The sequence below is a fragment of the Cohnella fermenti genome (assembly GCF_004801405.1).
Classification (GTDB): domain Bacteria; phylum Bacillota; class Bacilli; order Paenibacillales; family Paenibacillaceae; genus Cohnella; species Cohnella fermenti.
The window spans coordinates 13225-38979 of sequence record NZ_SSOB01000055.1 but is presented as its reverse complement, the minus strand read 5'-3'; the positions used below and the strand labels follow the sequence as shown (position 1 = coordinate 38979).

Here is a 25755-nt window from a genome sequence, read left to right as displayed (position 1 = left end):
TAAACGAGTTGGAGGAACATACGCATGCGCATTGGAGCAATCGAAGCGGGCGGCACGAAGTTCGTCTGCGGGATCGGCGACGAGAACGGGATCGTGCTGGATCGGGTCAGCTTCCCGACGGAGCAGCCGGAGAAGACGCTCGGCCAAGTGATCGCCTACTTTAAGGATAAGCAAGTGGAAGCGATTGGCGTCGGCACGTTCGGCCCGATCGATATCGATCCGAATAGCCCGACGTACGGTTACGTAACGACGACCCCGAAGCCGGGCTGGTCGAACTATCCGTTCCTGGACACGCTGAAGAGAGAGTTCGACGTTCCGTTCGGCTGGGACACGGACGTCAACGCGGCGGCGTTCGGCGAAGCGACCTGGGGCGCGGCGAAGGGACTCGACAGCGTGCTGTATTACACGATTGGGACGGGAGTCGGGGTTGGCGTCTATGCCGAGGGGAAAATGGTCCACGGGCTCGTCCATCCGGAGGGAGGGCATGTGCTCACGCGGCGGCATCCGGACGATGCGTATGAAGGCTTCTGCCCGTACCACGGCGACTGCTTCGAAGGCATCGCGGCCGGCCCGGCCATCGAGCGCCGTTGGAAGGTGAAGGGCAGCGAGCTGTCGGAGGACCACCCGGCCTGGCGGATGGAGGCGTTCTACATCGGGCAGGCGCTCGCGAACGCCATCCTGATGATATCGCCGAAGAAGATCATCCTTGGCGGCGGCGTCATGCATCAACTGCAACTGTTCCCGCTCATCCGCGAGGAAGTGCGCAGCAACTTGAACGGTTACGTGAACGCGCAGGCGATCGTCTCGGGGCTGGACGACTACATCGTGCCCCCGGGCCTCGGCGACAACGCCGGCCTGTGCGGCTCGATCGCGCTCGGGCTCCAGGCTTGGAACCAGAATAGATAAGGCATTCGACGGAATCCGCTCCTTCTGGGGGCGGATTTTGTGCTTTTTCCGCGCAAACCGCGATATTTTACGAAATTCTGTTGAAAGCCGGGACTTGCCTGTATACACTATAACCGACTAACCGACTTCTTCGACACGGACCGGACGGGGTATAGAAGTACGGAAGGCGATTCAAGCTATGCCAATACAGAGTGCGCATGCCAATTCGCGGATGCCGATCAAGGGAGGACGGATAGGCCGGTGAGCAACGCCATCATCCAATTCCAGCAAGTCACCATGAGGTACGATAACGACAACGCCATCCTGAAGGACGTCAGCTTCGAGCTCGAGCCCGGCAAGTTCTACACGCTGCTCGGGCCGTCCGGCTGCGGCAAGACGACGATTCTGCGCCTGATCGCGGGCTTCCTTACTCCGTCTCAGGGCGATATCTACCTGAAGGGCAAGCGGATCAACGACGTGCCGGCGAACAAGCGCCAGGTGAACACGGTGTTCCAGGATTATGCGCTGTTCCCGCACCTGAACGTGTTCGAGAACGTCGCGTTCGGGCTCCGCATCAAGAAGCTGAAGCAAGCCGAGATCGACAAGAAAGTAACCGAGGCGCTGCGCTTCGTCAATCTGTCCGGCTACGAGAAGCGGGAGATCTCCGAGATGTCCGGCGGCCAGCGGCAGCGGGTGGCGATCGCCCGCGCGATCGTGAACGAGCCGGACGTGCTGCTGCTGGACGAGCCCCTCTCGGCGCTCGACCTGAAGCTGCGCACGGAGATGCAAGCGGAGCTTCGCGAGCTGCAGCGCCGCCTCGGCATCACGTTTATCTTCGTCACACACGATCAGGAAGAGGCGCTCGCTATGTCGGACGAGATCTTCGTCCTGGACAAGGGAACGATCCAGCAGAGCGGAACGCCGACCGACATCTACGACGAGCCGATCAACCGCTTCGTGGCGGACTTCATCGGCGAGTCGAACATTATCGGAGGAACGATCGTCCGCGATTACCTCGTGAAGTTCGCCGGCCGCACCTTCGAGTGCGTCGACGGAGGCTTCCACGAGAGCGAGCCGGTCGAGGTCGTCATCCGGCCGGAGGATCTGGAGATCACTTCGCCGGAGCAAGGCAAGCTGAAGATACGCGTTGACTCGCAGTTGTTCCGCGGCGTGCACTACGAGATCGTCGGCATCGACGAAGCGGGCAATCGCTGGCTGGTCCATTCCACGCGGAAGGCGACCGTCGGCGAGGAGATCGGGCTCGACTTCGATCCGGAGGCGATCCATATTATGCGCTTCAACGAGACGGAGGAGGAGTTCGACAAGCGAATCGAGCAATTCACCGAGGTGAGCGGCGATGAGGACTAAGTCCCGTAACTTCTACTTGGCTCCGTACCTGCTCTGGATCGTTCTTTTTGTCGCGGCGCCGATCTTGCTGATTGTGTACTATTCATTCCGGGACATCGAGGGCGGCTGGACGCTCGGCAATTATTCGCACTTCTTCACATCCGTTTACCTGAAGATGACGGTCAGCTCCTTCTGGTACGCGCTGCTCATCACCTTCTTCTCGCTCGTGATCGCGTATCCGACCACCTACCTGCTGACGAAGACGAAGCACAAGCAGCTCTGGCTGCTGCTCATCATCGTGCCGAGCTGGGTCAACCTTCTGCTCAAGGCGTACGCGTTCATCGGCTTGTTCGGGACGTACGGCTTGACGAACGAGCTGCTGGAAGCGGTCGGCCTCGGTCGCCATCAGATTCTGTTTACCGACTTCAGCTTCGTGTTCGTGTCGGTGTATATTTTTATCCCGTTTATGCTGCTGCCGATCTACAATTCGCTGGAGGAGCTTAACCCGTCGCTGCTTCACGCCGCGCGCGATCTCGGAGCTTCCGCCTGGACGACGATTCGCCGGGTCATTCTTCCGCTGACGATCGACGGGATCAAGTCGGGCTGCCAGGCGGTGTTCATCCCGTCGCTGTCGCTGTTCATGATCACCCGGCTGATCGCGGGCAACCGCGTCATTACGCTGGGCACGGCGATTGAGCAGCACTTCCTCGTGACGCAGGATTGGGGCATGGGCGCGACGATTGCGGTGTTCCTTGTTATTGTAATGGCGATCATCATGCTGGCAACCGGCGGCAAAAGGAGGGGAGCGAGATGAAGGCAAACGGTGGCTGGAAGTGGTCCCATCTGTATCTGATCGCCGTCTTCGTTGTCCTGTACGCCCCGATCCTCTATCTGGTCGTCTACTCCTTCAACAGCGGCGGGACGATGCACGGGTACGACGGCTTCACGCTGGAGTGGTACGGCGAGGTGTTCTCCGACACCCGGCTGCTCATCATCGTGCTGAACACGTTCGTCGTTGCGCTGTTCTCCTCGCTCCTCTCGACGATTCTGGGCATCGTCGGCGCCATCGCGATTCATCGCGTCCGCCGCCAGCGGACCAAGAGCGCGCTGCTGTCGCTCAACAACGTGCTGATCGTTAACCCGGACGTCGTCATCGGCGCCTCGTTCCTCATTCTGTTCACGATGATCGGCCTGAAGCTCGGCTTCGGCTCCGTGCTCATCTCGCACGTCGCCTTCAGCGTCCCGATCGTCGTGCTGATGATTCTGCCGAAGCTGCAGGAGATGAACCCTTCGCTTGTCGATGCGGCCAAGGACCTGGGCGCGAACGGCTGGGACGTGCTGACCAAGGTCATTCTGCCGTACATCAAGTCCGGCGTGTTCGCCGGCTTCTTCATGGCGCTGACGTATTCGCTCGACGACTTCGCGGTGACGTTCTTCGTGACCGGCAACGGCTTCTCGACGCTGTCCGTCGAGATCTACTCCCGGGCTCGCCAAGGCGTCGCGCTGAACATCAACGCGCTCTCCACGCTGCTGTTCCTGTTCACGATCCTGCTCGTTGTGGGCTACTACCTCATTACCCGGCGCAACGGACGAATTCAGGAAGCGGGTGCCCGTCTATGAAGCAGCTTGTCCGATTGGGAGCGGCCGTTCTGGTCGCGGCCTTCGCTCTCATGTACCTGACCTCGTACCTCAATTCCGAGCAGGGCTACTCCGGCGCGAACACGCTGACCGTCTACAACTGGGGCGATTACATCGACCCCGAGCTGATCGCCGAATTCGAGGCGCAGACGGGCGTCAAGGTCATCTATCAGACGTTCGACTCCAACGAGGCGATGCTGACGAAGGTCGCGCAGGGAGGCACGACGTTCGACGTCGCGGTTCCTTCCGACTATGCGATCAGCAAGATGGTCGAGGAGAACCTGCTGCTTCCCATCGACCACGCCAAGGTGCCGAACCTTGCGAACGTCGATTCGCGCTTCCTCGACCTCAGCTTCGATCCGGGCAACGTCTACTCCGTGCCTTACTTCTGGGGGACGGTCGGCATCGTGTACAACCCCGAGCTCGTCGGCGACTTGACGTTCGACAGTTGGAACGACCTGTGGAGCCCGGAGCTTCGCAACGACATCCTGCTCGTCGACAGCGCCCGCGAGGTGATGGGCATGGGGCTGAACAGCCTCGGCTATTCGCTCAACGACCTCGATGAAGCTCATCTTCAGGAGGCTCTCGCGAAGCTCAAGCAGTTGACGCCGAACGTGAAGGCGCTCGTCGGCGACGAGATCAAGATGCTGCTGGCGAACGAGGAAGCGGCGGTCGGGCTCGTCTGGTCGGGCGACGCCTCGGAGATTCTGAGCGAGAACGAGAAGCTCGACTACGTCGTTCCGCAGGAGGGCTCGAACCTCTGGTTCGACAACATGGTCATCCCGAAGACGGCGAAGAACCTGGAGGCCGCCCACCAGTTCATCAACTTCATGCTGGATGCCGAGGTCGGCGAGCGCAACACGGAGTACGTCGGCTACTCGACGCCGAACGCGGAGTCGTTCAAGCTGCTGCCCGCCGACATCGCGGAGGACGAGCGCTTCTACCCGAACGCGGAGCTGACCGACAAGCTCGAGGTGTACGACAACCTCGGCAAGAAGATGCTCGCGCACTACAACGAGCTGTTCCTCGAGTTCAAGATGCACAGCAAGTAGCCCGGACTCGGCATTTGGCACTCGGCACTCGGCGGCGCGACAAGCCCCTGGGACGCCGATATCCGCGCGGAGAGGCGGGTGCCGGCGTTCGTATGGTTGGCGGTTGGCGCAAGGGGCAGCGGGTGCCGGCATTCGCATAGTTTGCGAGTGGATGGACCACTTTTATGCGAAAAATAGCATACAACCGCCGCCCGACCGCCACGGACGACCACTTTTATGTGAAAAACCGCATACAACCGCTGCCCAACCGCCGCCAGAGGACACTTTTATGTGAAAAACCACATACAATCGCTGCCCAACCGCCACGGACGACCACTTTTATGTGAAAAATAGCATAAATGAAGAAAATTCCGGCTCGAGTTGCCGCATGTATGCGAAAAATCACATAAAACACCGCGATTCCATCGAAATCCCGGCCAACGAATGCTAAAAATCACATAAAACTTCGTGACCAAGGAGACATCGCAACACCTATGACATCATCCGCAACCTTCCGTACCGTAACCGATACGAACAACGAACTGTGGCCGGCTGCGCTCGAGCTTTATCACGAGGCGTTCCCGGACGTGAAGGGGCGCAAGCCGGACCGAATCATCGCCGGCATGTTCGGCGAAGGGCAAGGTCTTCTTCATGCGCTGACCGACGGGGAGAGCGGCGAGGTTCAGGCGATCGCGTTCACGGGCGTGCTGTCCGGCGCGAAGGTGATCCTGATCGATTACTTGGCCGTTCGCGCTTCCTTGCGGGGGCGAGGATTGGGCCGGAGGCTTGTGCGCGAGATCGAAGGAGAGGCCCGGCGGCGCAGCCTGGACGGGCTCTTGATCGAGGTGGAGGCCGAAGCGACGCCGGACAATCTCGCGCGCATCCGGTTCTGGGAGCGCTGCGGCTTCCGGCCGACTGAATACGTGCATTCCTACATCTGGGTGCCGGAGCCGTACCGGGCGATGACGCTGAGCTTCGATTCGGACAATCCGCTGCCCGCCGATGGCAAGAAGCTGTTCAAGTGGATCACCGGCTTCCATGAGCGGGCGTTCCGGAGGAGATAGAATTATTAAACGATCGGAGGCTTTCTTCTGAAGAACGTTAAGGTCAACACTTACTTATGGATCGCGCACGTCATCTATCTTCTTCTCGCAGCACCGTGGTTCGTCGTCGCGCTGATGGCGACGATGGGCTTCGACAACCCGGACACGGACTCGGCCTCCTATCATTGGCTGTTGGCGCTGTACATCGCGAACTGGCTCTACCCGCTTGCGCTTCTGATCTCCGCAGGGACGGCCTGGGCGCTCTACCATCTCCGCAAGTTCAAAGCGGCCGTGTGGGTAAACCAGATCCCGCTGCTGTGGCTCATTCCGCTTCTCTTGCTGCTCGGTTACGTGGTGGCTTCCTGAACATTATCGCTGGCGATGCCAAAAAGCTCCGGTCTCCTGTCATAACAGGGGATCGGAGCTTTTGTGGGTCGGCGGTCAGAGCAGCTTCGAGAGAATGACCGCAGCTTCGGCGCGGGTGGCCGTTCCTAACGGCTGGAACTGCCCGTCTCCCGTACCGGAGACGAGACGGAGGCCGTAGGCGGCGTTGACATACGGCGCGGCCCAAGCGGCGATCCGCTCGCTGTCCGCGAACGGCTTGCTCAGCTCGGCAGCTTGCGTCTTGCCGTTCTTCAGCTCGTAAGCTTTCATAAACATGACCGTCATCTCTTGGCGCGTGATCTTATCGTTCGGCAGGAAGCGGCCGTCCGGGCTCCCGGAGACGATTCCCGCAGCCGCGGCCGCCCGGACTTCTTCGGCGTACCAGGCGTTGTTCGCCACGTCGGAGAACGCGGAGCCGCTGCCGGGCTTCAGCTCGAGAACCCTGGCGAGCAGCGAGGCGAATTCGGCTCTTGTGATGTTGCGCGACGGAGCGAAGTTCCTCTCGTCGATCCCTTCGATCGCATGTTTGGAAGCCAAGTTCGAGACGGCTTGGAACGACCAGTGGGCCGAAGGAAGGTCGTCGAATTGTCTGCTGTATTCCACGGCGGCATAACGGCTGAAGTGATCGACGGACGCCGTCAGGTACCCGTTGGCGATCCGGCCGCCGACATATTCCAGCTTGTTGTTGTCGCCCAGATAGTACAGCCCCGTCTTGTTGGGGTCCGCAGAGTCAGAGAGCTTCAGCTTAAGCTGGACAGGCTGGCTGAAGGTCGTCAGCTTCTTCTCCGCACCGTCTTTGGTTCGGATCGACAGCGTGAAGTCGTACGCTTCGCCCGCCGCGCCGAGCGTCGTGTTGGCAAGCTTCTTCTGAGCGTCCGACAGCGCCTGGCTCAGCTCGTCGGAAGTCAGCTTCGACAGATCGAACACGATGCGCGCGTCCGCTCTCTCGCTCTCGTCGATCAGGGCCAGCAACTGCTTCACAACCTCGGCCGGAAGCTCGGCGGTGACCGGGCCGTTGCTGAGCGAGAGTGTGCTGTCTCCGCTTAAGGCGTCCGCGACGGCGGGAACGTCGATCTGCTCGATCGTCTCGCAGACGCTAAGCTTGACGTAGCCGTTGTCGTTCTTCATCTGCTCGGCGGTAATCGGCTCCAGGCAAGGATCGGTCGCTTCCGCGTCGCTGCTGCCACCACCGCCACCACCGCCACCACCACCGCCGCCCCCGCCGCCGCTGGCAGCGACAGGAGTCGGCCATGCGTAAGCCTGAAGCGAGCGATTGCCGACCTCGTCCACGGCCGCTACGTTCACGTGGTAGGTCTTGCCGTTCGTAAGGCCCGTCAACTGGTAAGAAGTCGCCGTTATCGGGTTCGGCGTCATCAGCGCTCCATCCAGATAAACGAGATAGCCGGCCAGGTCGCTCTCCGTGTTGGGGGACCATTGGATGCTGATGGCTTGGTCTCCCGCGGTTGCGGAGAAGCCGGATGGCTTGGCCGGCGGATTGGCATCTCCAATAATAACGGGGCCGGAACGGAATGTATTGTAGGATGACTCATAGGCATTGGAATTCATAATCAAGATAAAATTACCCTTATCGGTATTCGCGTCGGGAAGCTTGATTTCGTCTCCGGAGCTTGTAGATGACAGCCGAAGGGTGTAGTTCTTGGTGCGATCCAAAGCGGTTTTGTAATTAAATTCGAAACTATAAACGGAATAGCCGGGAGTTCCCGACGACACAAAAGGCTCGGCATGGAACGTGTCAAGAGGGATCGCTGTCCCGCTGCTATCGACAAGTTCGAAGTCGGAAGCGGATAATTCGCTCAAATCGATCTGATAAGGTTGGTAAGTATAACCGCCATTCTCTTGTTTATAAGCCGACTTTAGAATGAAGGATAGGGATGTAAAAGCGTTGTCGGGCGGAGATAACGCCGGGTTAGTGTCGGGGCGGAACGTAAACAAGCTATCGTTTCTTTGTAAAGTATAACCGCTCGGCTTGCCGCTGAAGCCAACGTTTAAATAACCCGGGACATAGAACTGACGCATCGGCGAAATCGGAGATTCCTGACCGAAGCTATCCACGGCGGACACTCCGATATTCTTCACCCGGGACAGGAGCGGGGCGTTATACAAATAATGATTAGAACTGGTGCTGTCGATTAGTTGATTGTCCCGGTAAATTCTATATTCGACTAAGTTAGGTATCGTAAGACGATTCCAGTAAAGAAGGACCTGGGCAGAATCGGGGCCAACATTCAACAGATCAGTATAAGACCACAATATTGGAGCTGGCAACGAATCGTTCCTCGCGAACACGGCCTTCAGCCCCTGCCATTCCGGAAGCAGCTCGTGCACGCTGTCGTCCGTTACCGTTATGTTGCCGATGGAACGGTTGGCCCCTATGTTGCCATTGACATCATAGTAATATTGCGCTCCTTGGTACGCCCGGTTAGCCGAACCCACGAGCTCGGAGGTCATGTCCGTCGGATTGCCCTCGCCGTCGTACACGGAGAGATTGACCGAGGACCGGTCGGAGTAGATGACTCCGTAAATATTGCCGCTGACCGAGTCGTAGACAAGCTTGATGTAGCTGGCGGCGTAGGAGATCAATGGAAAGCTGACGTACAGCAGGAGGCTGGCGAGCAGCGCGATGCTGATTTTGCGAATAAGATGGCGATTCAAGCGTGATTCCCTCCTAAGTAACTCCCTAAACTTACCATATCTATGATACGACAATATCTGCCATTTTCAAGGAGTTAAATTTGATACCGGCTTATTTCGCTTTAATATCCATCGCCTTCAGAGTATCGCTCCAATGAACATAGACGGAGTAATGGGGGAGGGCGCGCAGGGCCGAGTCCATCTCTTCGAGAGCCATGAGCTTGTAACCGGCAGAACCGGTCCTTAGCGCTTCGGATTGATAGAGCTTGGCGAGCTGAAAATGCGCGGAGTGCGTCCAAGGCATCAAGCGAGCGGACTGCCGCATCCAATGAATGGCTTCTGCCGGGTCGGAAGCGGCCAGCCGCATCGCCGCCGACTTCATTCCGTAGCCTGCGGCCAGCCAGCCGAAGCCGATCGTCGCCGCCAGACACGCGCATATCGCCGCCGTTCTGAATCCGCGCAGAGGAGGGGACGCCGGAGCCGCGGAGGAGTCGTGTCCCGCCGGTCTTCCCGTCCAATCGAGCAGCACGAACAGCAAAGCGGAGCAGAGGGGGAAAATCAAGTCGAGGTCGAAGGCGGCATGGACGAGGAGCAGCAAGACGGCAAGCAAGGGAAGCGGCTTCCTTATCCCGGACTTGGCGTATCGGACGAGGGGCCAAACGATCAGAAGACCGAGGACAAGCAATCCGACGATTCCGACATCAAGCGCCGTCTGAAGGTAGAACTGGTGCACGAAACGAACGAAGTAACGGTTCGGATGCGCCGTCTCCCAGCCCCCGGCGCCGAGACCGAACAGCCAATGGCCGGAGAACAGGCTCCAGCCGTCCGCCCAGTACATTCGCCTCAGAACGAATTCGGGAGCGTTCCAGCCCAACTCGGAGAAGCGTTGCCGAATATTGTCCGAGGCGATCAGGACGGCGGCTGCGGCGACCGGCACCGCCGCGGCGGCCAAGCTTAACCATACCGGGCGTCGGCGGTTAACCGCCGAGCTGCGGCCCATGAACAGCATCGCCAGGCTGCCGATGACGAACAACGGGATAACGGCCCGCGACCCCGTCTGAATCAGTCCGATCGCCTGAACGGCTGCGAGAGCCAGATAGATTTTCCCATGATGCTCCCGGTAAGCCGCGACAGCGATCCAGCAGCCGACCGCGAGCAGGGCGGCGAGCGCGTTGGCGTAACCGAACGTTGACTCCAGCCGTCCGTTGCGGAACAGATGAAGGGCCCACCCCCACAGCACGAGGAAGGAACCGGCCCACGCCCATTGCCGAATGAACTTGGCGGCAGCCTCCTCGGGCAGAGAGGAGAACAAGAGCAGGACCGGAAGCAGCCCGGACAGCCGGGAGGCTTCGACAACGGCCGCTTCGACATCCGCCGCATAGAACACGGACAGCCAATAGAGGGCAAGCAACAGCAGCACGGCGACAATCCATGCGCGCGTCCGGCTGATGGACCGGCTGAGCGAGCCGTTCCGGAGGAAGAGGGCGACAGCCAGGCAGAGCAAGGCATTCGCCGGCAGGAAGACCGCTTCGTAGAAGTAGCCCGCAAGCAAGACCCCTGCCCACAAGTAGGCGGCAAGGACAAAAAAAGCAAATCTCTCGGCAGGAGAACGAGAGGATAATCGAGAATTGGTGATTGTCATACTAATGAGTTTCGACGGTATTCTGCCTATTCCTACTTCACTTCGGAAATTTCGGGCGGGCGAACGGAGCCGAACTGGCGTTCCATCCCGTTATGATTTACAATTCGGGGTAGAGACCATGAACTTCTTGTCGAGGAGGGCTTGCGAGGTGCTGTTCTACATACTTGCGGTCGTCATGCTGGCGGCCGATCAACTGACCAAGGCATGGGTAAGGAGCAACCTGGACATCGAAGAGACAACGCAGGTAGCAGGCGTACATATGATTCACTACAACAATACGGGGGCGTCGGGGAGCTTCTTCCAGGGCTACGGGCAATGGTTCGTCCCGGTCGCCGTCGTCGTGCTCGCCGTCGTCCTGTACAGCCGGTATCGGGGCAAGCTGAGGTCGGTTCCGATGGAGATCGGAACGGGGCTGTTCGTCGCCGGGGCGGTCGGCAACGCGATCGATCGGCTGCTGTACGGCGGAGTAACGGACTTCATCCAGTTCAGGGAAGGCATCGTCGCCAATATCGCGGACCTGTGCCTGAACGTCGGCATGATCGTCATTCTGGTTGCGATGTTCTTCGGGCGGAAGAAGGCGGGGCAGCCGGCGAAGCATTTTCCATAAGCGGCAGGCAATAAGCGGCATAGACAATCAAGAGGCAGTCTCATCGGTCCGGGCGACCGGCGGAGACTGCCTCTTCTTCTTCCCGTTGCGCTCGGGATTCCGTTGCGCTCCGGATTACACTCTGAGATTCCGGTACACCATCAGCGCGGCCCCGAAGGAGACGGCGTCCTCCTGAAGCGTCCCCTTGCTGAACTCGGGCCGGTATTCGTCCGAATGGTAGACGCTTCGCGCCGCTACCTGCGTCGCGATGGCGAAGGCGTCCTCGTAGGCGGACAGCAGGGCGCCGCCGAGAATGACCTTCTCCGGGTGCAGCACGTTCACCAGATTGGCGAGTCCGACGCCGAGGTAGGAGGCGGACTGGGCGAACAGCTCCTGAACGAAGACGTCCTCCTGATTCAGGGCGATGAGCAGATGGTCGAAGTTCAGCTCGTCCGGGCCGCCTGCGATGGCGTTCAGCACCGACTGCCCGCCCAGCTTCAGACGGCTGCGCGCCTGCTTCTCGAGCGCCTGGATCGACGCGAACGCCTCGAGCGCGCCGTAGTTGCCCTTCTCCTGAAGCCGCGGCCCGTCGACCTGGATGATCATCTGGCCGATGGAGCCTTCCATGTCGGTGGCGCCGTAGACGATGTGGCCGCCCGACATGACCGCCGAGCGCAGCCCGACGCCGACGTGAACGTAGAGCATATGCTTCACGTTCTCGTCGCGCAGCGCCCAATGCTCGCCGAGCAGCGCAGCGTTCGCGCCGTTCTCGAGCGCGCAGGGAATGCCGAGGCGCTCCTCGAGCAGCCGGCGGATCGGCACGTTCGTCCACCCCGGCGAAGGGAAGTGGAGCGGCTTCTGGATGACGCCTTCGCCCGAATGGAGCGGCCCGACGGCGCCGATGCCGAGCCCGAGAATACGCTCCGTCACGATTCCGTGCTCGCGGCGCGCCTTCTCGAGGAAGGATTCGACCCGGCCGATCAACTGATCGGGGGTCATTCGCTCGTCCATTCTCCAGCGGTCGAACGCGAGCTTGTTCATATTCATGTCGAAGACGGCGACGGAGGAATAGCTGCGCGAGATCTCCAGCCCTGCCGCATAGCCGTATTCGGGATCAAGCCGATAGAGCAGCGGTCTTCGGCCGCCGGTGGAATCGCCGTGGCCGCTCAACTGCAGCACGTTCTCGGCGATCATCTCCTCCAGCAGCCGGGTGAGGCTTGTGCTCGTGAGGGACAACGCTTCCATCAGCTCTCCCTTGGAGACGATGCCTCGGTCCAGCAACCGGTCGAATATGCGTTTCTTGGGGGATGGAGCAGGCGGAGCGGGGAGCGTGCTCATCGGAAGTCCCTCCTCTTAAGCCGATTAAAATGATAGGATTTATCAATCGTACTTATTATAGTTGACGGACCGCGATATGGCTAGTGCGATCTCGTTCCGACCCCACTTTGTTTCATTTGTTATAGAACTCCCTCTAATCCACTCGGAATCCCATCTATAAGATGGCCGTTTTTCAGGCATCAGAAACTTTTATTCCCCATTTTCGCCAAACTTAATTCCAAAACGGAATAAAGATGGTATGATAGAAGGACTTAATGACGTACGGGGGAATTGCGATGCCGACAACCATGAGAGAACAAACAAGCAAGCTCGCGGAGCTGTTCCGAATCTTCCTGCGAATCGGGCCGATGACGTTCGGAGGAGGCTTCGCCATGATTCCGCTGATCTCCGAAGAGGTGGTCGCCAAGCGGGAGTGGCTGGAGGAGAAGGAGCTGGACGACATGCTGTCCGTGGCAAGTGCGGCTCCGGGGGGAGTCGGGGTGAACGCGGCGGCCTTCATCGGGTATCGAAGAGCGGGCGTCGCGGGTGCGATTGCGGCGGTTATCGGCGTGACGCTGCCGACGTTCGCGATCGGGCTGTTGTTCTACCTGTTCTATTCGCTGCTGGAGAACAACGTCAAGGTGCAGGCGGCGCTGCAGGGCATCCACGGCGCGGTCATCGGACTGATGGTGACGACGGCGTACCGCATGTCCAAGGCGGCCATCTTCGACAAGATGACGATCGGGCTGGCCTGCCTGTCGCTGCTCGGCTTGACGGTGTTCGGGCTGAATCCGCTCTGGGTCATCTCCGGCGGCACGCTGATCGGGGTCGCCTATCTGTTCGTGGAGGAGAAGCTGGGTCATCGGATTGCGACCGAGAGCCGCAGGAAGGCGAAGAGAGCCAAGCCGGAGGCGGTCGGTCCGGAATATTACATCTAGCGGGAATGTATATCTAGGGAGGAGGCACGATATGCTTAAGGCTTTATTGCTTGCGTTTCTGAAAATCGGGCTGTTCTCCTTCGGAGGAGGGTACGCGGTTCTGCCTTCCATTCAGGCGGAGGTGGAGGGGCACGGGTGGCTGACGCAGGACGACTTCGCCCGTGCCATCTCGATCGCGGCGATGTCCCCCGGCTCCATCGCGACCAACGGCGCCACGCTGATCGGATATCGGATCGACGGCTTCGGAGGAGCGCTCGCCGCGACGGTCGGCATTCTGCTGCCGTCTCTTGTTCTGATCGTTCTGGTCGCCATGTTCTTCTATCGAATGCGGGACAGCAAGTGGATGCGCTACGTGCTGTACAGCCTGCGTCCGATCATCACGATGCTGATCCTGTACGCGGCGATTCGCCTGCTCGGAATCGGCGGGGGCAGCGGGGGCGGAGCCGCAGGGCTGAACTGGACGTTCATCGCGACGCTGCTCATTATCGGAGGCTGCGTGTTCGGCATGCTCCGCTACAAGCTGCACCCGGTGCTTGTGATTGTTGCCTCGGGGCTTACCGGCATTGTTCTGTTCTGACCCCAAGCGGGTTAGAGCGATTCGAACAGCCGAAGCTCCTCCGCCTTGCGCAGCGCCTGCACCCGCGTCGCGACGCCGAGCTTGCCGTAGATGCGGCTCAGGTACACCTTGACGGTCCCTTCGGTCAGGTGAAGCCTCTCCGCGATCTCCCGGTTGACCGCTCCGCGGGCGGCCTCCAGCAGCACGGCCGTCTCCTTCGGAGACAGGAGCTCCGGAAGCTCGTCCGGACGCTGCCGCTGCGCCTTCCGGGGGAACAACTCCAGCAAGGCCGCGACGTAAGGCCCCGGCGCGCGCTTGGCTCCTTCGCAATCGATCTCCCCGCGCTCCAGCGCTTCCTTGAACTGGGACAGCAAGGAGAGCATCGCTTCTCCTTCATCCAGGAACGACCGGATGTACCCGTTGTCCGCTCCGTATTCCAGAGCCTCCCGCAGGCGTTCGAACGCCTGGCCGCGGAAGCCGCGCTGCGCATTGAGCAGCGCCTGCAGAATTGCGACCTCCACGATTCCCGATATGCAGTTCTCGCGATGGCTTAAGCGGCCGAGCTTCCCGAGCAGGCCGAGCGCTTCCTTCTCCTTGCGCTTCATGCCGAGCAGCCGGGCATAGGCGATATATTCGGAATAACGAAGAAGGGAAGGACTGTCGTAAGCGGACAGCTTCAGGGAAGCCAGCGCCTTCTCCGCCCGGAAGACGTTCCCCTCCTTCAGATCAAGGCACGCCTTGAACGCAAGCATCGAACCCAGCCAGACCGTCTCCTCCAGCTCCTCCCGGACAAGCTCAATCGCCTGATCGAGCTCGGAGCGGGCGTCCTTGAAGCGCCCTTCCGCCGCCAGCAGACGAACGCGGGTGAGCCGGTTCGGCACGAACAGGCCTCCGGTCCGGCTTCGGCGGGCGATCGGCTCGACTCTGCGCAGCAGCCGGGAGCAGTCGGCCAGGCGATTCCATTCGCAGTACCCTTCGGCGAGAGACTGGAGGATGTACTGGGTGAACAGTGAATCCCCCCAGCCGTGCTCCTCCAGAATCCCGACGATCCGCAGGGCAATCGCATCGGTCTCGGCATTCTGCATTCCTCGCAGGCCGAATGCCGTTCGCCGGACAAACGGTTCGTTCGTGTTGTAGTTGAAGCGATACAGCCAGGGACTCTCCGGGAGCATGTCCGGGATTCGATCGGCATAGGCGTACCACTGCTCGTAGTCGCCGGTGGAGAAGGCCAGGTTGATCTTCGCGAAGAACAGGCCGCTTCTGCTCTCCTGAAGGGCGTCGCCCGGTTCCATCGCTTCGGTCAGCCGCTCCAGCCGCCGCAGTTCCTCCGCGGCATCCGCGAACTCGCCGGTTACGATCAGCGTGAACGCGCAGAGCAGGCTCAGCTCGAAGGGAAGCGCATCCTGCGGAATTCGGCGCATCCACCGCAGCAAGGTGCTCCACTCGCCCCGCTCGAGGACGGAGGCGATCTGCCCTCCCAGCAGCGGCACGGACAGAGCGGCATCTCCGGCTTCGAGCGAATGCTCCAGCGCCTCCTCCGGCAATCGGCGCTCGGCGAGATGGCGTGCGGCCAGGCGGTGAAGCTCGGGAATCAGCGCCGCGTCTTCCTGCTCAAGCTGCTCTCTCAGGAACTTCGCGAACAGGTGGTGGTAGCGGTGCCAGCCTCCGGCGTCGTCAAGCGGGACGAGAAACAGGTTAAGCCGCAGCAGCCGCTCGAGCATCTCCCGGCCGTTATGCTCCGGCGCCAGCGCTTCCGCGGCCGCGGCGTCGAAGCGGGAGAGCACCGACGTCCGCAGCAGAAATTCCCGCAGCTTCGAAGGAAGACGGCCGAATACCTCGTTCAGCAAGTATTGGACGTGGCTTCGGTCCGTCCCTGCGTACTGCCGGAAGAAGCGGTCGGGGTCGTCGTGCTCCTTCAAGGTCAAGGCGATCAATTGCAAGCTGGCCGCCCAGCCTTCGGTCCACTTGCACAGCAGTCCGAGCCGCTCCTCGGTGAGCGGGATGGCCGCCGATTGGTCGCAGAACCGGCGGATCTCGTCCTCCGTGAACAGAAGCTGGTCCGGCCGGATGTCGAGCAACTGCCGGCGCACCCGCCACTTCGCCGCGGACAGCGGAAGCTCGTGGCGGCTGGCGACGATCAGGCGAACGTGGCCTGGCATTCGCTCGATCAGGTAGTCGATGCTGGCGTGAATGGAAGGGTCAGCGATCGAATGGTAATCGTCCAGCACGATGGCAATCGAATCCCCCTCAAGCGGCTCCAGCTCGGCGAGAAGAACGTCTACGATCGTCTCGATCGTTGTGCTCGGGTAGCCGCCGAGCAGCGGAGCCATTCTCTTGTCGAGCTCGCCGGACACGATGCGGGAGACGGAAGCGATCAGGTAACGCCAGAACTTCATCAGATCGTTGTCCGTCTCGTCGAGGGAGTACCAGGCGACGCGAAGGGAGGCGCTCTCCGCCCACTGGCTGACAAGAGTTGTCTTGCCGTATCCGGGGGGAGCGCTGATGAGCGTCAGCCGCCGCTCCGGGACAAGCGCGAGTGTGCTCAGCAGACGCTCCCGGCGAATCTCTTCGCGCCTTGGAACGGGGGTTCTGATTTTCGTTAGGAGCACGACATTGCCCGGCATTGCATATCCCTGCCTTCTTCGACTCGATTCGGTTCCTGGTTCGGTTCCTATTGTTACACTATAGCATCACCGGGAGAACTCGTGAACCCGGCTCCAGGTGGCTCCTCCGTCGTCCGACGTGAACAAGGCGGACGGCTCGGAGGAGTCATTGGCGACCAGCCAGATATGATCGGCATCGGTCGCCGCGAGAAGCTGCTGTCCGTAGCCGGGGAATTCGTCCTTGACCGCGGTCCAGCTCTTGCCGCCGTCCGTCGTGCGGACGAGCGTGTTCGGCGTATCGCAAGCCTGGCACTGGCCGCCCGCGATCGCCGTCTTCGGATCGACGACATAGAGATCGCCGGGAGACGTGCCGAGGCCGTCGGCCGGCTTGTTCTTGTCGTCCATCGTGAATCCGGGAGCGGGGCCCGAGCCGGCGCCGTTCTTGACGAGAACGGGTGTCCACGACTTGCCGCCGTCCGACGTGTGGAACAGCGAATACGACGTCTGGGTCATGCCGGAGTCCCCGATCAGCTCGATCCAGACGTCGTTCCCGCCTGTCGAACGAATGACGGCGTTCGTCGGCACGACCTCCGATTCCCGCGTGAAGACGACCGTCCATGTCTTGCCGTCGTCCGCGCTGTGCAGGAACTCGAACTTGCCGCTGCCCTTCCGCACCGCCCAGCCGTTCTTCGCATCATGGAAGTAAACATCGCCGATCAGCCCCTCCGGCTCTCGCGGCGTCGCCCAGGTCGCTCCGCCGTCGGTCGTGCGGGAGCTGCCGCTGAAGCCTTCCTTCTCGCTGCGGAAGTGAAGGAAGCCGTTGTCCGGCACGACGCCGGCCTCGCTCCAACTGTCTCCGCCGTCCGTCGAACGGATCAATTGCAGCCCCTTGGAGCTTTCCGTATCCAAGGTCGCCCATACTTGGCGGTCGTTCAACGCGAAGATCTGGACGACGGGGGACGACTGCGAATATTGCACCTTCCAGCTCTTGCCGCCGTCGTCTGTTCTCGCGATCCAGCCGTCTCCTCCGGCCCAGCCGATCCGGTCGTTCGCGAGCCTCAGCGCCGTTACCGCTCCTGTCGGGAGCTGCCCGGCAGACGAGGAGGGAGCGGATGAAGATGAGGGCTCCGCGGGAGACGACGGGGAAGCGGCGGGAGAAGAGGACGTATCGGACGGAGAGGAGGACGGGACGGAGCCCGAAGCGGAATTCGAGGCCGTCTGCGACTCGCTCGGCAGCGTCGTATTTGCATTCCCGCCCGAGCCTTGGCAGCCGGAAGCGAACAAGAGGGAGGCTGCCAGCAGCGGCAGGCCGAGATTTGACCAATGGACTTTTCTAATCATGAGTTGTGCACCGCCTTCGCAGAAGTATTTTCATCTTACCAATAAGACATTACCCATTAGACGCAGCGAAGGCCGTCAGGGTTGCCGATCGGACAACACAATCTGGAACAGCAATGACCGAATTCGTCATTGTCAACAGCCGCTCCATCTCTTATTCTCTTGATGGAGGCGATCGCGATGGAACGGCAATGGTGGCAAGAAAGCGTCGTGTATCAGATTTACCCGAGAAGCTTCATGGACAGCAACGGAGACGGCATCGGCGACCTGCAGGGCATGACGAGCAAGCTGGATTACTTGAAGGAGCTGGGCGTGGACGTCATCTGGCTCAGTCCCGTCTACGACTCCCCGAACGACGACAACGGCTACGACATCCGCGACTACCGGGCCATCCTGCCGGAGTTCGGTAAGATGGAGGACTGGGAGGTCTTCCTTGCCGAAGCGCACGCGCGAGGCATCAAGCTCATCATGGACCTCGTCGTCAATCACAGCTCGGACGAGCACGCCTGGTTCGTCGAATCAAGCTCTTCCCGCGACAACCCGAAGCGAGACTACTACATCTGGAAGCCCGGCAAGGACGGGAAAGAGCCGAACAACTGGGTGTCCGTCTTCGGCGGCTCTGCGTGGAAGCGCGACGAGCGAACGGACGAGTACTTTCTCCATCTCTTTTCCCAGAAGCAGCCGGATTTAAACTGGAGCAACCCGGAGCTTCGGCGGGAAGTGTACGACATGATGACGTGGTGGCTGGACAAGGGGATAGACGGCTTCCGGATGGACGTCATCAACTTCATCTCGAAGGACGAGGCGTACCCGGACGCTCCGGGCGGAGCGGACGCGCGCTACCAATGGGGCGGCCAGTTCTTCATGGACGGTCCGCGCATCCACGAATTTCTGCAGGAGATGAACCGCGAGGTGCTGGCGAAGTACGACTGCATGACGGTCGGCGAGATGCCCGGCGTGCAGCCGGACGAAGCGGCGCTCTATACGGCGCCGGAGCGCGGCGAGGTGAACATGGTGTTCCAGTTCGAGCACATGGACCTCGATTCCGGCAACGGCAAGTGGGACGTTCGTCCGTGGCACCTGAAGGCGCTGAAGGAAGTTACGTACAAGTGGCAGCGAGCCTTGATGGGGCGAGGCTGGAACAGCCTGTACCTGAACAACCACGATCAACCGCGTGTGGTGTCGCGGTTCGGCAACGACGGGGAATTCCGCGTGGCGTCCGCGAAGATGCTGGCGACTTTTCTCCATATGCAGCAAGGCACGCCATACATCTATCAGGGAGAAGAGATCGGGATGACGAACGTGCGCTTCCCGTCGATTGACGATTACCGCGACATCGAGACGCTGAACTACTACCGCGAGGCGATGGAGGGCGGCGCGGACGAGAGTGTCGTGCTGCGCTCGATTCACGCGAAGGGGCGCGACAACGCGAGAACTCCGTTCCAATGGGATGCCGGCCTGCAGGCAGGCTTCACGACGGGCGAGCCGTGGATTGCGGTCAATCCGAACTATCCGGACGTGAACGCAGCGGCTGCGCTGGCGGATCAAGACTCGATCTTCCATTATTATCGCCGCCTGATCGCACTGCGCAAGAAGCACGACATCATCGTCTACGGAGACTTCGACATGCTCGATTGGGATCATCCGGAGGTGATGGCCTACGTCCGGACGCTGGAAGGGCGCAGGCTGCTCGTGGCGCTGAACTTCTACGGCGGCGAGCCGGAGTGGAGCCCGCCCGCGGATGCGGTCGGCTGCGAGGCGGAGCTGCTGATCGGGAACTACGCGGAAGCTCCGGAGACCGAGGGGGCGCCGGAAGCGGCGACGGGGGCGGAGACGGCAGCGGATACGGGGACGGAGAGGCGGCTGCGGCCGTTGGAGCCGGTAATTCGGCTTCGGCCTTACGAGGATCGGGTGTATTTGCTGTAAGGGGCCGCCCCCAAGAAGAGGCGCTGCGTCAAAAGCCCAAAGCCAAGCGTCAAAGCCCAAAGTTAACGCCAAAAGAGGAGCCGCCTGTCGGGCGAGCTCCTCTTCCTATTAAAGGCTACGGTGTCACCGTCACATTGTCGAAGTAGGCTCTCGTATTGGCGTACACGCGTGCGCCAATCTTGCCGGAGACGTGCGCGGTGTCGGTGACGGCGAACTGGAGCGTGCCGTTCTGGTAAACCGAGATGTCGGCGCCGTCCCCGACGATCTTGTACGTGTAGAACGTATCGGCCGCCACGCTTGGATTGGCGTAGGCCAGCGTCGTCTTGACGCCGCCGACCGACTTGACCAGCTCCAGCTTGCGGCCGGTCCGGTCATTGTTTTTCAAGTACAGCACGTAGTAGTTGTCGCTGTCCGTGTAGCGGAACAGCAGGCCGGCGTCCTTGTTGCCGTTCGTGTTGCTCGTGACGCTGACATCGGCCTGCAGCGTGTAATCCGTCCAGGCGGCATCGCCCGCCACGGAGAAGCTGTTGCCGCTGCCCGCCTGCCCGACATATTGCCCCGCCTGCACCGACCAGGTGCCGCTCGTCGCTGTCCAGCCGTCCGCGACCCCGTCCTCGAAGTCCTCCTCCAGCAGCATTGCTGTCCCCGTGCCGCCGCCGACATTCGGCCCGGATTGCACGGCGCTCGACACCGCATCCGACGTCGTATCGGTCGTATGGAAGTAGTACGAATGGACGCCAAGCGGCAGCTTGGCCGTATATGTGTAGACTTTGCCGTCCGTGTAGGTCGTATCGCCCGGATCGGCTGCGCCCATCGCATGGACAACGCCGTCCAGCAGCAGCTCGACCGCGAACGGCGGCTCATTGTCGGCATCGGTGTAGGTGACGCTGAACGTATAGTCCGTCTCGGTATCCCCATCGGCATGGTCGACGCCGCCGCCGGTCAGCGTCGGGGCGCTGCCTGCCGCGGTATTGGTCGCCTTGATCTCGTCGATGAGCAGCTCGCCGTAGCCGACGGCGGCCTGGTTCAGCCAGATGGACAGCGTTGCCTGCTTCTTGTTGACGGCCGGCGTCAGCGTATCCAAATTATACGTCAGGTCGGTCCACTCGGTCGGCACGGTCGCCCAGCCGCCGGTCAGGTTGTACGTGCGCGAGCCGTCCGACAGCTCGATCTTGATGCGCAGATTGGCGTAGCCCGGATTTTTGACCGTGAAGTCCAGATAGCGATAGCCCGACAGGTCGACGGAATCGTGCCACGGCTGGAACTTGGCGTACGAGTTGGTCGCGGTCGGCGTCTGCGTGAACAGACCGGCCGTGCGTCCGTCCGCGGTCGTCTTGGCGAAGGTCGCCGTGCCGCCGTTCTGGGTGTACCAGTTCACCCACTCGTTGTTGCCGCCGGTCGAGCCCCACAGGCCGCCTCCGCCGAAGTCGTCGTACAGGAGCGGGTGGGATGGATCGGGCAGCGGCGCGGCGACCGTATAGTGCGTCGAGCTGTAGGTGTAGCTGCCCGCGGCGTCGGCGGCCCGAATGTCGATGCGCTTGTTCGTGTACGGCGCCGCCGCGCTCTCGTCGACCGTTGCGGCGTAGACGGTGCCGGAGACGGACATGGGGACGTACGGACCGCCTTGGCCGGACGTCGAGTACGACACATCGGTCAGCCCTGTCGCCGAACCGGCGAATACGGTGACATCGCCGCGCACATAGTCGCCGATGACGGGAGACAGCGCCGGCAGCCGCGGCGGTGCGGAGGCGCCGGCCGAGCTGGCCGAAGGCTGGCTGCCGAGGCCCATGATCGTGTACAGCAGCCCCGCCTCGATGCTGATGCTGAATTCGTTGTACCGCCACTGGTTCGTATCGTCCGCATACAGCGAGCGGTCCTCATACCAGGGGCTGACACTGGTCTTGTCCTTCGTATCCTTCATGTTCGGCCCGCTCACCATCGCGCCGGGGAAGACGATGCCGGGGTTGCTCGCATTGCCGTTCGCACCCTCGTCATAGCGCGTGTGCGGGTAGGTGACGAAGTCGGTGCCGATGCCCGATACCCAACTGATGTTCCACGGATTCTCTCCGAAAATCCAGTAGATGCCCTTCTCGACGGCGCGCAGCGCGGCAGGATCGCCGAACAGCTCGTAGTAGCGCATCATGTCGCCGAGATAGGAGGCGTGCGGCTCGTTGACGCCGAAGTTCTTGAACTGGTTCAGCACGCCGTACGGCGTATCGTCCGCAGACGACAGGAAGAAGTCGACCTGCTGCTTGAGCAGGCTTTGAATATGGGTCTGCGTCGCGCTGTCGGCGACCGGATAGAACTCCGCCAGCGACATCGGGCGCATATCCCAATAGTTCGTCGATTGCAGGTCGGCGAAGCTCAGCGTAGCGATGTTGGATGCCGCGGCATCCCGGTAGTCCGGATCGCCGGTCAGCAGGTACAGCTCGACATCGGCCAGCAGCTTGGCGTTCGGGATGCCGCCGCGCGTCGCGTAGGAGCCGACCGGGCCGTCCGGATGAGCGACGACATAGTTGTAGAAGACGACGGCTGCGGCTTCGCAATCGTCCGCGAAGTTCTCCAGCGCGGCGACCTGTGCGGAGGCGACATCGCCCTGGGCGATCGCCTCGCGGATCGCGCGGGCCGTCGCCGCGAGCGCGCCCGCCGCCTTGGCCGAGCCGGCGACGCCGAGCCCGCTCAACCGGCGATCGTCGGCGGTGCCGTTCACATTGTCGGTGGACTTCTCCGGATGGACGAAGGAGGCGTTGTTCTTCAGATCGTACAGCGCGCCCCCGAGCTGGTCGGCGAACTTGATCAAGTATTCGCTGCCGAACACGGCTTCGTCGACGAGATCGGGAATGCCGTTGCTGTCGTTGTCGTATTTGACGGCGGCGGCGTCCGCGTGGCGGACATAGGCGAGGGCAAGCTCGGCCGCGACCCACTGGTTGCCCGCATACTTGCCGTAGTCGCCGGCATCGTACCAGCCGCCCGTCAGATCATAATGCGTCGTGCCGTCCTCGGAGGCGGCGTCGTCAAGATGACCGGCCTCGTGATAGAGCTTGGCGGAGGGCGCGGCTGTGCTGTAGCCGGCCGGATAGGCGTCCTCCGTTGCCGTGCCCGACCGCAGCAGCCGGTAGAACGCGGTCATCTCGTCCTTGTAGTCGGTCCAGACGTTGGTCTTGATCGGGAACGGATAGGACGAGACGCCGTTGCTCGCGACCGTATAGCCGTCGCCCGTCGCGGACACCGATGTGAAGTCGGCGCTGTAGACATGGCGGTCCCAGACGAAGCCCTCGTAGGTCAGCGTGCCGGAGGCGGCAACCGCGCCGCCGCCGTCCTTGACCTGGTAGCTCAGGTCGGTCAGCGGCTGCGTCGACACGACCTGCGCGTTCTTGAAGCCGCCGGCATTGTAGCCGGCCTGGCTGACGACGACGTCGACGGCCTCATTCGACTGCGTTACGACGGGACCCGACTGGACGGCGGTGCGCACCTCGTCCGAGGTCAGGTCGCCGGCGCGGAAGAAGTGCGTATGCGAGCCGGCGGGCAGCTTGGTAATATAATAGTAGCTTTTGCCGTCCGTATAGGTATGATCGTTGCCGTCGGCCTCAAGCATATCGTAGACGGTATCGTCGACGACAAGCTGCATCGCGTACGGCTTCTGGTTGTCGGCGTCCGTATACGACGCGGTAAAGGTGAACGACGTATTCTGGGTGTAGACGACCGAGTTGGCGGTCATGCCGCCGGTCAGCACGGGCGCGGTGCCGCCGACGTCCGTCAAGGCGGAGATGTCGTCGATAAGCGTCTCGCCGTAGGCGCCGCCGGACTGGCGCAGCCAGATCTCCAGCTTGACCGAGCTCTTCTTGAGCGCGGGCGCGAGCGTATTCAGGTCGTATTGACTGGTCGTCCAGCTCGTCGGCACCGCGGCCCAGCCCCCGGTCAGGTTGTAGGTGGCCGTGCCGTCGTTCGCCATGATCCGGATAAGCGAGTCCGGGTAGCCCGGATTCTTCAGCGTGACATTCAGATAGCGATACGGCTCCAGGTTCACGGACTCGTTCATCGGCTGGAACTTGGCCCACGACGAGCCGGAGGCGGGCGTCTGCGCGAACTTGCCGACCTGGCGCGAATCGACGGTCGTCTTGGCGAAGGTGCCGCTGCCGCCGTCCTGGTTGTACCAGTTCGTCCAGTTCTGCTTGAACAGGCCGCCGCCCGCGAAGTCGTCGTACAGCAGCGGGTTGCCGGGTCCCGGCAGCGGCGCGACCGCCGCCGAGACTGTGCCGAGCGGCGCGAGCAGGCCGAACAGCAGCGCGAGGCACAGCCAGCCGGATAGCGCCCGGGCTGCCGGGCGCAGGCGGAGCCGAGGGGGAAAGCTTCTCATCAAACATTCCTCCATCTCATAATTTGGAATCGCTTACAGCTACATCGTAACGGCGAATAAACGCTTTAACGAGGATGTAATCTCGCGAATTTGTGATCTATTCAAGCGGATTGGAGGGGGAAGCGGAACGGCAAAGCCGCGATCCGGCGCCGGTCGAATTCGTCGGCCTACCATCCATCGGTCTCACATCCGTCGACCGGACATCTGTCGGCCTTACATCCGTCGATCTGACGTTCGGCGCGCCTGCCGCACAAAATCATGCCGCGGCAAGGGTTCGCGCTCCCGTCCGTCGAATATAAAATTCATTTGCCTTAACCGCTTGCCGGATAACTCGGACAGCTCGCCTGCACAACTCGCTATGATCCATCACAAACTCGCGATAAAACGTCATATTCACGGCCCCGCCGCCGTACTACGATGGGGGCGGACAGATTCTTGAGAACAGACGGATGGGGGCCAAGAATAGATGGAACAGGACAGCAGGCCGGAGCCGGACAGCAGGCCGTTAGGCTGGGAGCAATTGATACAGGATGCGGAGGCCGGCATGACGACGGATTGCCATGCCGTGCCCGTATGGCGCATCCCCGGATTTTACGACGACCGGGAGGGGCACTGGGCGGCCAAGCTGCTGATGGAGGCGGACGCGCAAGCGGCTTATGCGACGGCGCTCGCTTACCGGCTGACCGGCGAGCGCCGGTATGCGACCAAGGCCGCGGAGCTGCTGGACGGCTGGGCGAGCGTCAACCGTGCGTTCGCGGAGAATGACGGGCCGCTGGTGTCCGCCTATCTCGGCACAGGGCTGCTGCGGGCCGCGCTGCTGCTGAAGCCCTTCGACGGCTGGACGGCCGCGCGCCGCGCGGCCTGGGCCCGCTGGCTAACGGACGTATGTCTTCCGGCCTGGGACGGCATCCCCGGACGCAACAACTGGTGGAACTGGAGCTTGCTTGCGCAACTGACCGCCTATGCCTATCTGGAGGATATGGACGCTTTCCGGTCGGAGGTCGAGCAGCTCAAGGCGTTTCTCGACGCTTCGCTCGACGAGGAGGGGTTCCTGCCGGAGGAGACGGTGCGCGGCGCGAACGGAATGTGGTACCACTACTTCGCGCTCGCGCCGAGCGCGGCGGCAGCCGGGCTGATCCGCGACGTGACGGGAGAGGATCTGTACCGCTGGCAATCCCCGCGCGGCAGAAGCCTGAAGCGGGCGCTGGATCGGCTGTTCCATTACGTGGACGGCCGAGCGGACGAGTGGCCGTTCGCGCCGGAGCAGAATGTCCCGGCTCCGGCGCCCGATACTTGGCCGGCAGAGCTGTACGAGGCGATGGCGGGGATCTATGCCGATGCCGACTATGAACGGTTCGCGGCGCCGCATCGTCCGGTTGTCGGACATCGCAACCCGGCGAGCGGCTATTATTTGTCCTATGCCTGGGTGTATCCGACCTTGCTGAAGCATATCCGCTTCCCCACGATCTAGCTCAAGCTTGCTTCGATATGCCGAAGCGGCAGAAAGGGAGT

The 25755-nt window shown here is 61.5% G+C and carries 18 protein-coding genes; 12 read left to right on the top strand and 6 right to left on the bottom strand.

Going from position 1 to position 25755, the window contains the following annotated elements; translation table 11 throughout:
- The first annotated feature begins 24 nt into the window (after positions 1-24).
- The 7 genes from E6C55_RS29165 to E6C55_RS29135 all read left to right on the top strand — a co-directional run bounded on the left by E6C55_RS29165 (position 25) and on the right by E6C55_RS29135 (position 6310).
- Entirely contained in the window at positions 25-906 is an 882-nt protein-coding gene (locus E6C55_RS29165) for an ROK family protein (protein WP_136373360.1), read from the top strand.
- Between the two features lie 276 nt (positions 907-1182).
- Positions 1183-2253 (top strand): ABC transporter ATP-binding protein, encoded by a 1071-nt coding sequence (locus tag E6C55_RS29160; RefSeq protein ID WP_136373378.1) that lies wholly within the window; start codon positions 1183-1185, stop codon positions 2251-2253.
- Complete coding sequence (locus tag E6C55_RS29155) at positions 2243-3046, top strand: ABC transporter permease (RefSeq protein ID WP_136373359.1); 804 nt, start codon at positions 2243-2245, stop codon at positions 3044-3046. Before E6C55_RS29160 ends, E6C55_RS29155 begins: the two co-directional genes overlap by 11 nt.
- A complete protein-coding gene (locus E6C55_RS29150; protein ID WP_136373358.1) occupies positions 3043-3852 on the top strand; it encodes an ABC transporter permease in 810 nt (269 codons plus the stop codon). The genes E6C55_RS29155 and E6C55_RS29150 overlap by 4 nt, the downstream gene beginning before the upstream one ends.
- Positions 3849-4922, top strand: coding sequence for an ABC transporter substrate-binding protein (locus E6C55_RS29145; RefSeq protein ID WP_136373357.1), 1074 nt, complete (start codon positions 3849-3851; stop codon positions 4920-4922). Before E6C55_RS29150 ends, E6C55_RS29145 begins: the two co-directional genes overlap by 4 nt.
- 473 nt (positions 4923-5395) lie before the next feature.
- A complete protein-coding gene (locus E6C55_RS29140; protein WP_136373356.1) occupies positions 5396-5965 on the top strand; it encodes a GNAT family N-acetyltransferase in 570 nt (189 codons plus the stop codon).
- A 114-nt stretch (positions 5966-6079) separates the two neighbouring features.
- Positions 6080-6310, top strand: coding sequence for a hypothetical protein (locus E6C55_RS29135; protein ID WP_136373355.1), 231 nt, complete (start codon positions 6080-6082; stop codon positions 6308-6310).
- Between the two features lie 75 nt (positions 6311-6385).
- Here E6C55_RS29135 and E6C55_RS29130 read toward each other — a convergent pair whose 3' ends face one another.
- Positions 6386-9001 carry an S-layer homology domain-containing protein gene (locus E6C55_RS29130; RefSeq protein WP_136373354.1) on the bottom strand — a complete coding sequence of 872 codons (2616 nt, stop codon included), beginning with the start codon at positions 8999-9001 and terminating at the stop codon, positions 6386-6388.
- A gap of 91 nt (positions 9002-9092) precedes the next feature.
- Positions 9093-10532, bottom strand: a complete 1440-nt coding sequence (locus E6C55_RS29125; protein ID WP_168735934.1) for an O-antigen ligase family protein — start codon at positions 10530-10532, stop codon at positions 9093-9095.
- Between the two features lie 238 nt (positions 10533-10770).
- Here E6C55_RS29125 and lspA point away from each other — a divergent pair, with 238 nt between their 5' ends.
- Positions 10771-11229 (top strand): signal peptidase II, encoded by a 459-nt coding sequence (lspA, locus tag E6C55_RS29120; RefSeq protein WP_168735933.1) that lies wholly within the window; start codon positions 10771-10773, stop codon positions 11227-11229.
- A gap of 114 nt (positions 11230-11343) precedes the next feature.
- Here lspA and E6C55_RS29115 read toward each other — a convergent pair whose 3' ends face one another.
- Positions 11344-12546, bottom strand: coding sequence for an ROK family protein (locus E6C55_RS29115; protein WP_136373351.1), 1203 nt, complete (start codon positions 12544-12546; stop codon positions 11344-11346).
- Positions 12547-12821: 275 nt separating this feature from the next.
- Here E6C55_RS29115 and E6C55_RS29110 point away from each other — a divergent pair, with 275 nt between their 5' ends.
- Both E6C55_RS29110 and E6C55_RS29105 read left to right on the top strand, forming a co-directional pair.
- Complete coding sequence (locus E6C55_RS29110) at positions 12822-13463, top strand: chromate transporter (RefSeq protein ID WP_136373350.1); 642 nt, start codon at positions 12822-12824, stop codon at positions 13461-13463.
- Between the two features lie 31 nt (positions 13464-13494).
- Entirely contained in the window at positions 13495-14040 is a 546-nt protein-coding gene (locus E6C55_RS29105) for a chromate transporter (protein WP_136373349.1), read from the top strand.
- Positions 14041-14051: 11 nt separating this feature from the next.
- Here E6C55_RS29105 and E6C55_RS29100 read toward each other — a convergent pair whose 3' ends face one another.
- Entirely contained in the window at positions 14052-16643 is a 2592-nt protein-coding gene (locus E6C55_RS29100; protein ID WP_136373348.1) for a LuxR C-terminal-related transcriptional regulator, read from the bottom strand.
- Positions 16644-16709: 66 nt separating this feature from the next.
- Positions 16710-17963, bottom strand: a complete 1254-nt coding sequence (locus E6C55_RS29095) for a WD40/YVTN/BNR-like repeat-containing protein (RefSeq protein WP_136373347.1) — start codon at positions 17961-17963, stop codon at positions 16710-16712.
- Positions 17964-18140: 177 nt separating this feature from the next.
- Here E6C55_RS29095 and E6C55_RS29090 point away from each other — a divergent pair, with 177 nt between their 5' ends.
- A complete protein-coding gene (locus E6C55_RS29090) occupies positions 18141-19886 on the top strand; it encodes a glycoside hydrolase family 13 protein (RefSeq protein ID WP_136373346.1) in 1746 nt (581 codons plus the stop codon).
- A 115-nt stretch (positions 19887-20001) separates the two neighbouring features.
- Here the strand turns inward: E6C55_RS29090 and E6C55_RS29085 are convergent, their stop codons facing one another.
- Positions 20002-24243, bottom strand: a complete 4242-nt coding sequence (locus E6C55_RS29085; protein ID WP_168735932.1) for a glycoside hydrolase family 9 protein — start codon at positions 24241-24243, stop codon at positions 20002-20004.
- Between the two features lie 466 nt (positions 24244-24709).
- On the opposite strand from E6C55_RS29085, the gene E6C55_RS29080 reads away from it, so the two are divergent.
- The gene (locus E6C55_RS29080) at positions 24710-25714 is read left to right on the top strand and encodes an alginate lyase family protein (protein WP_136373344.1); all 1005 of its coding nucleotides are present in this window, start codon (positions 24710-24712) and stop codon (positions 25712-25714) included.
- Positions 25715-25755 lie beyond the last annotated feature (41 nt).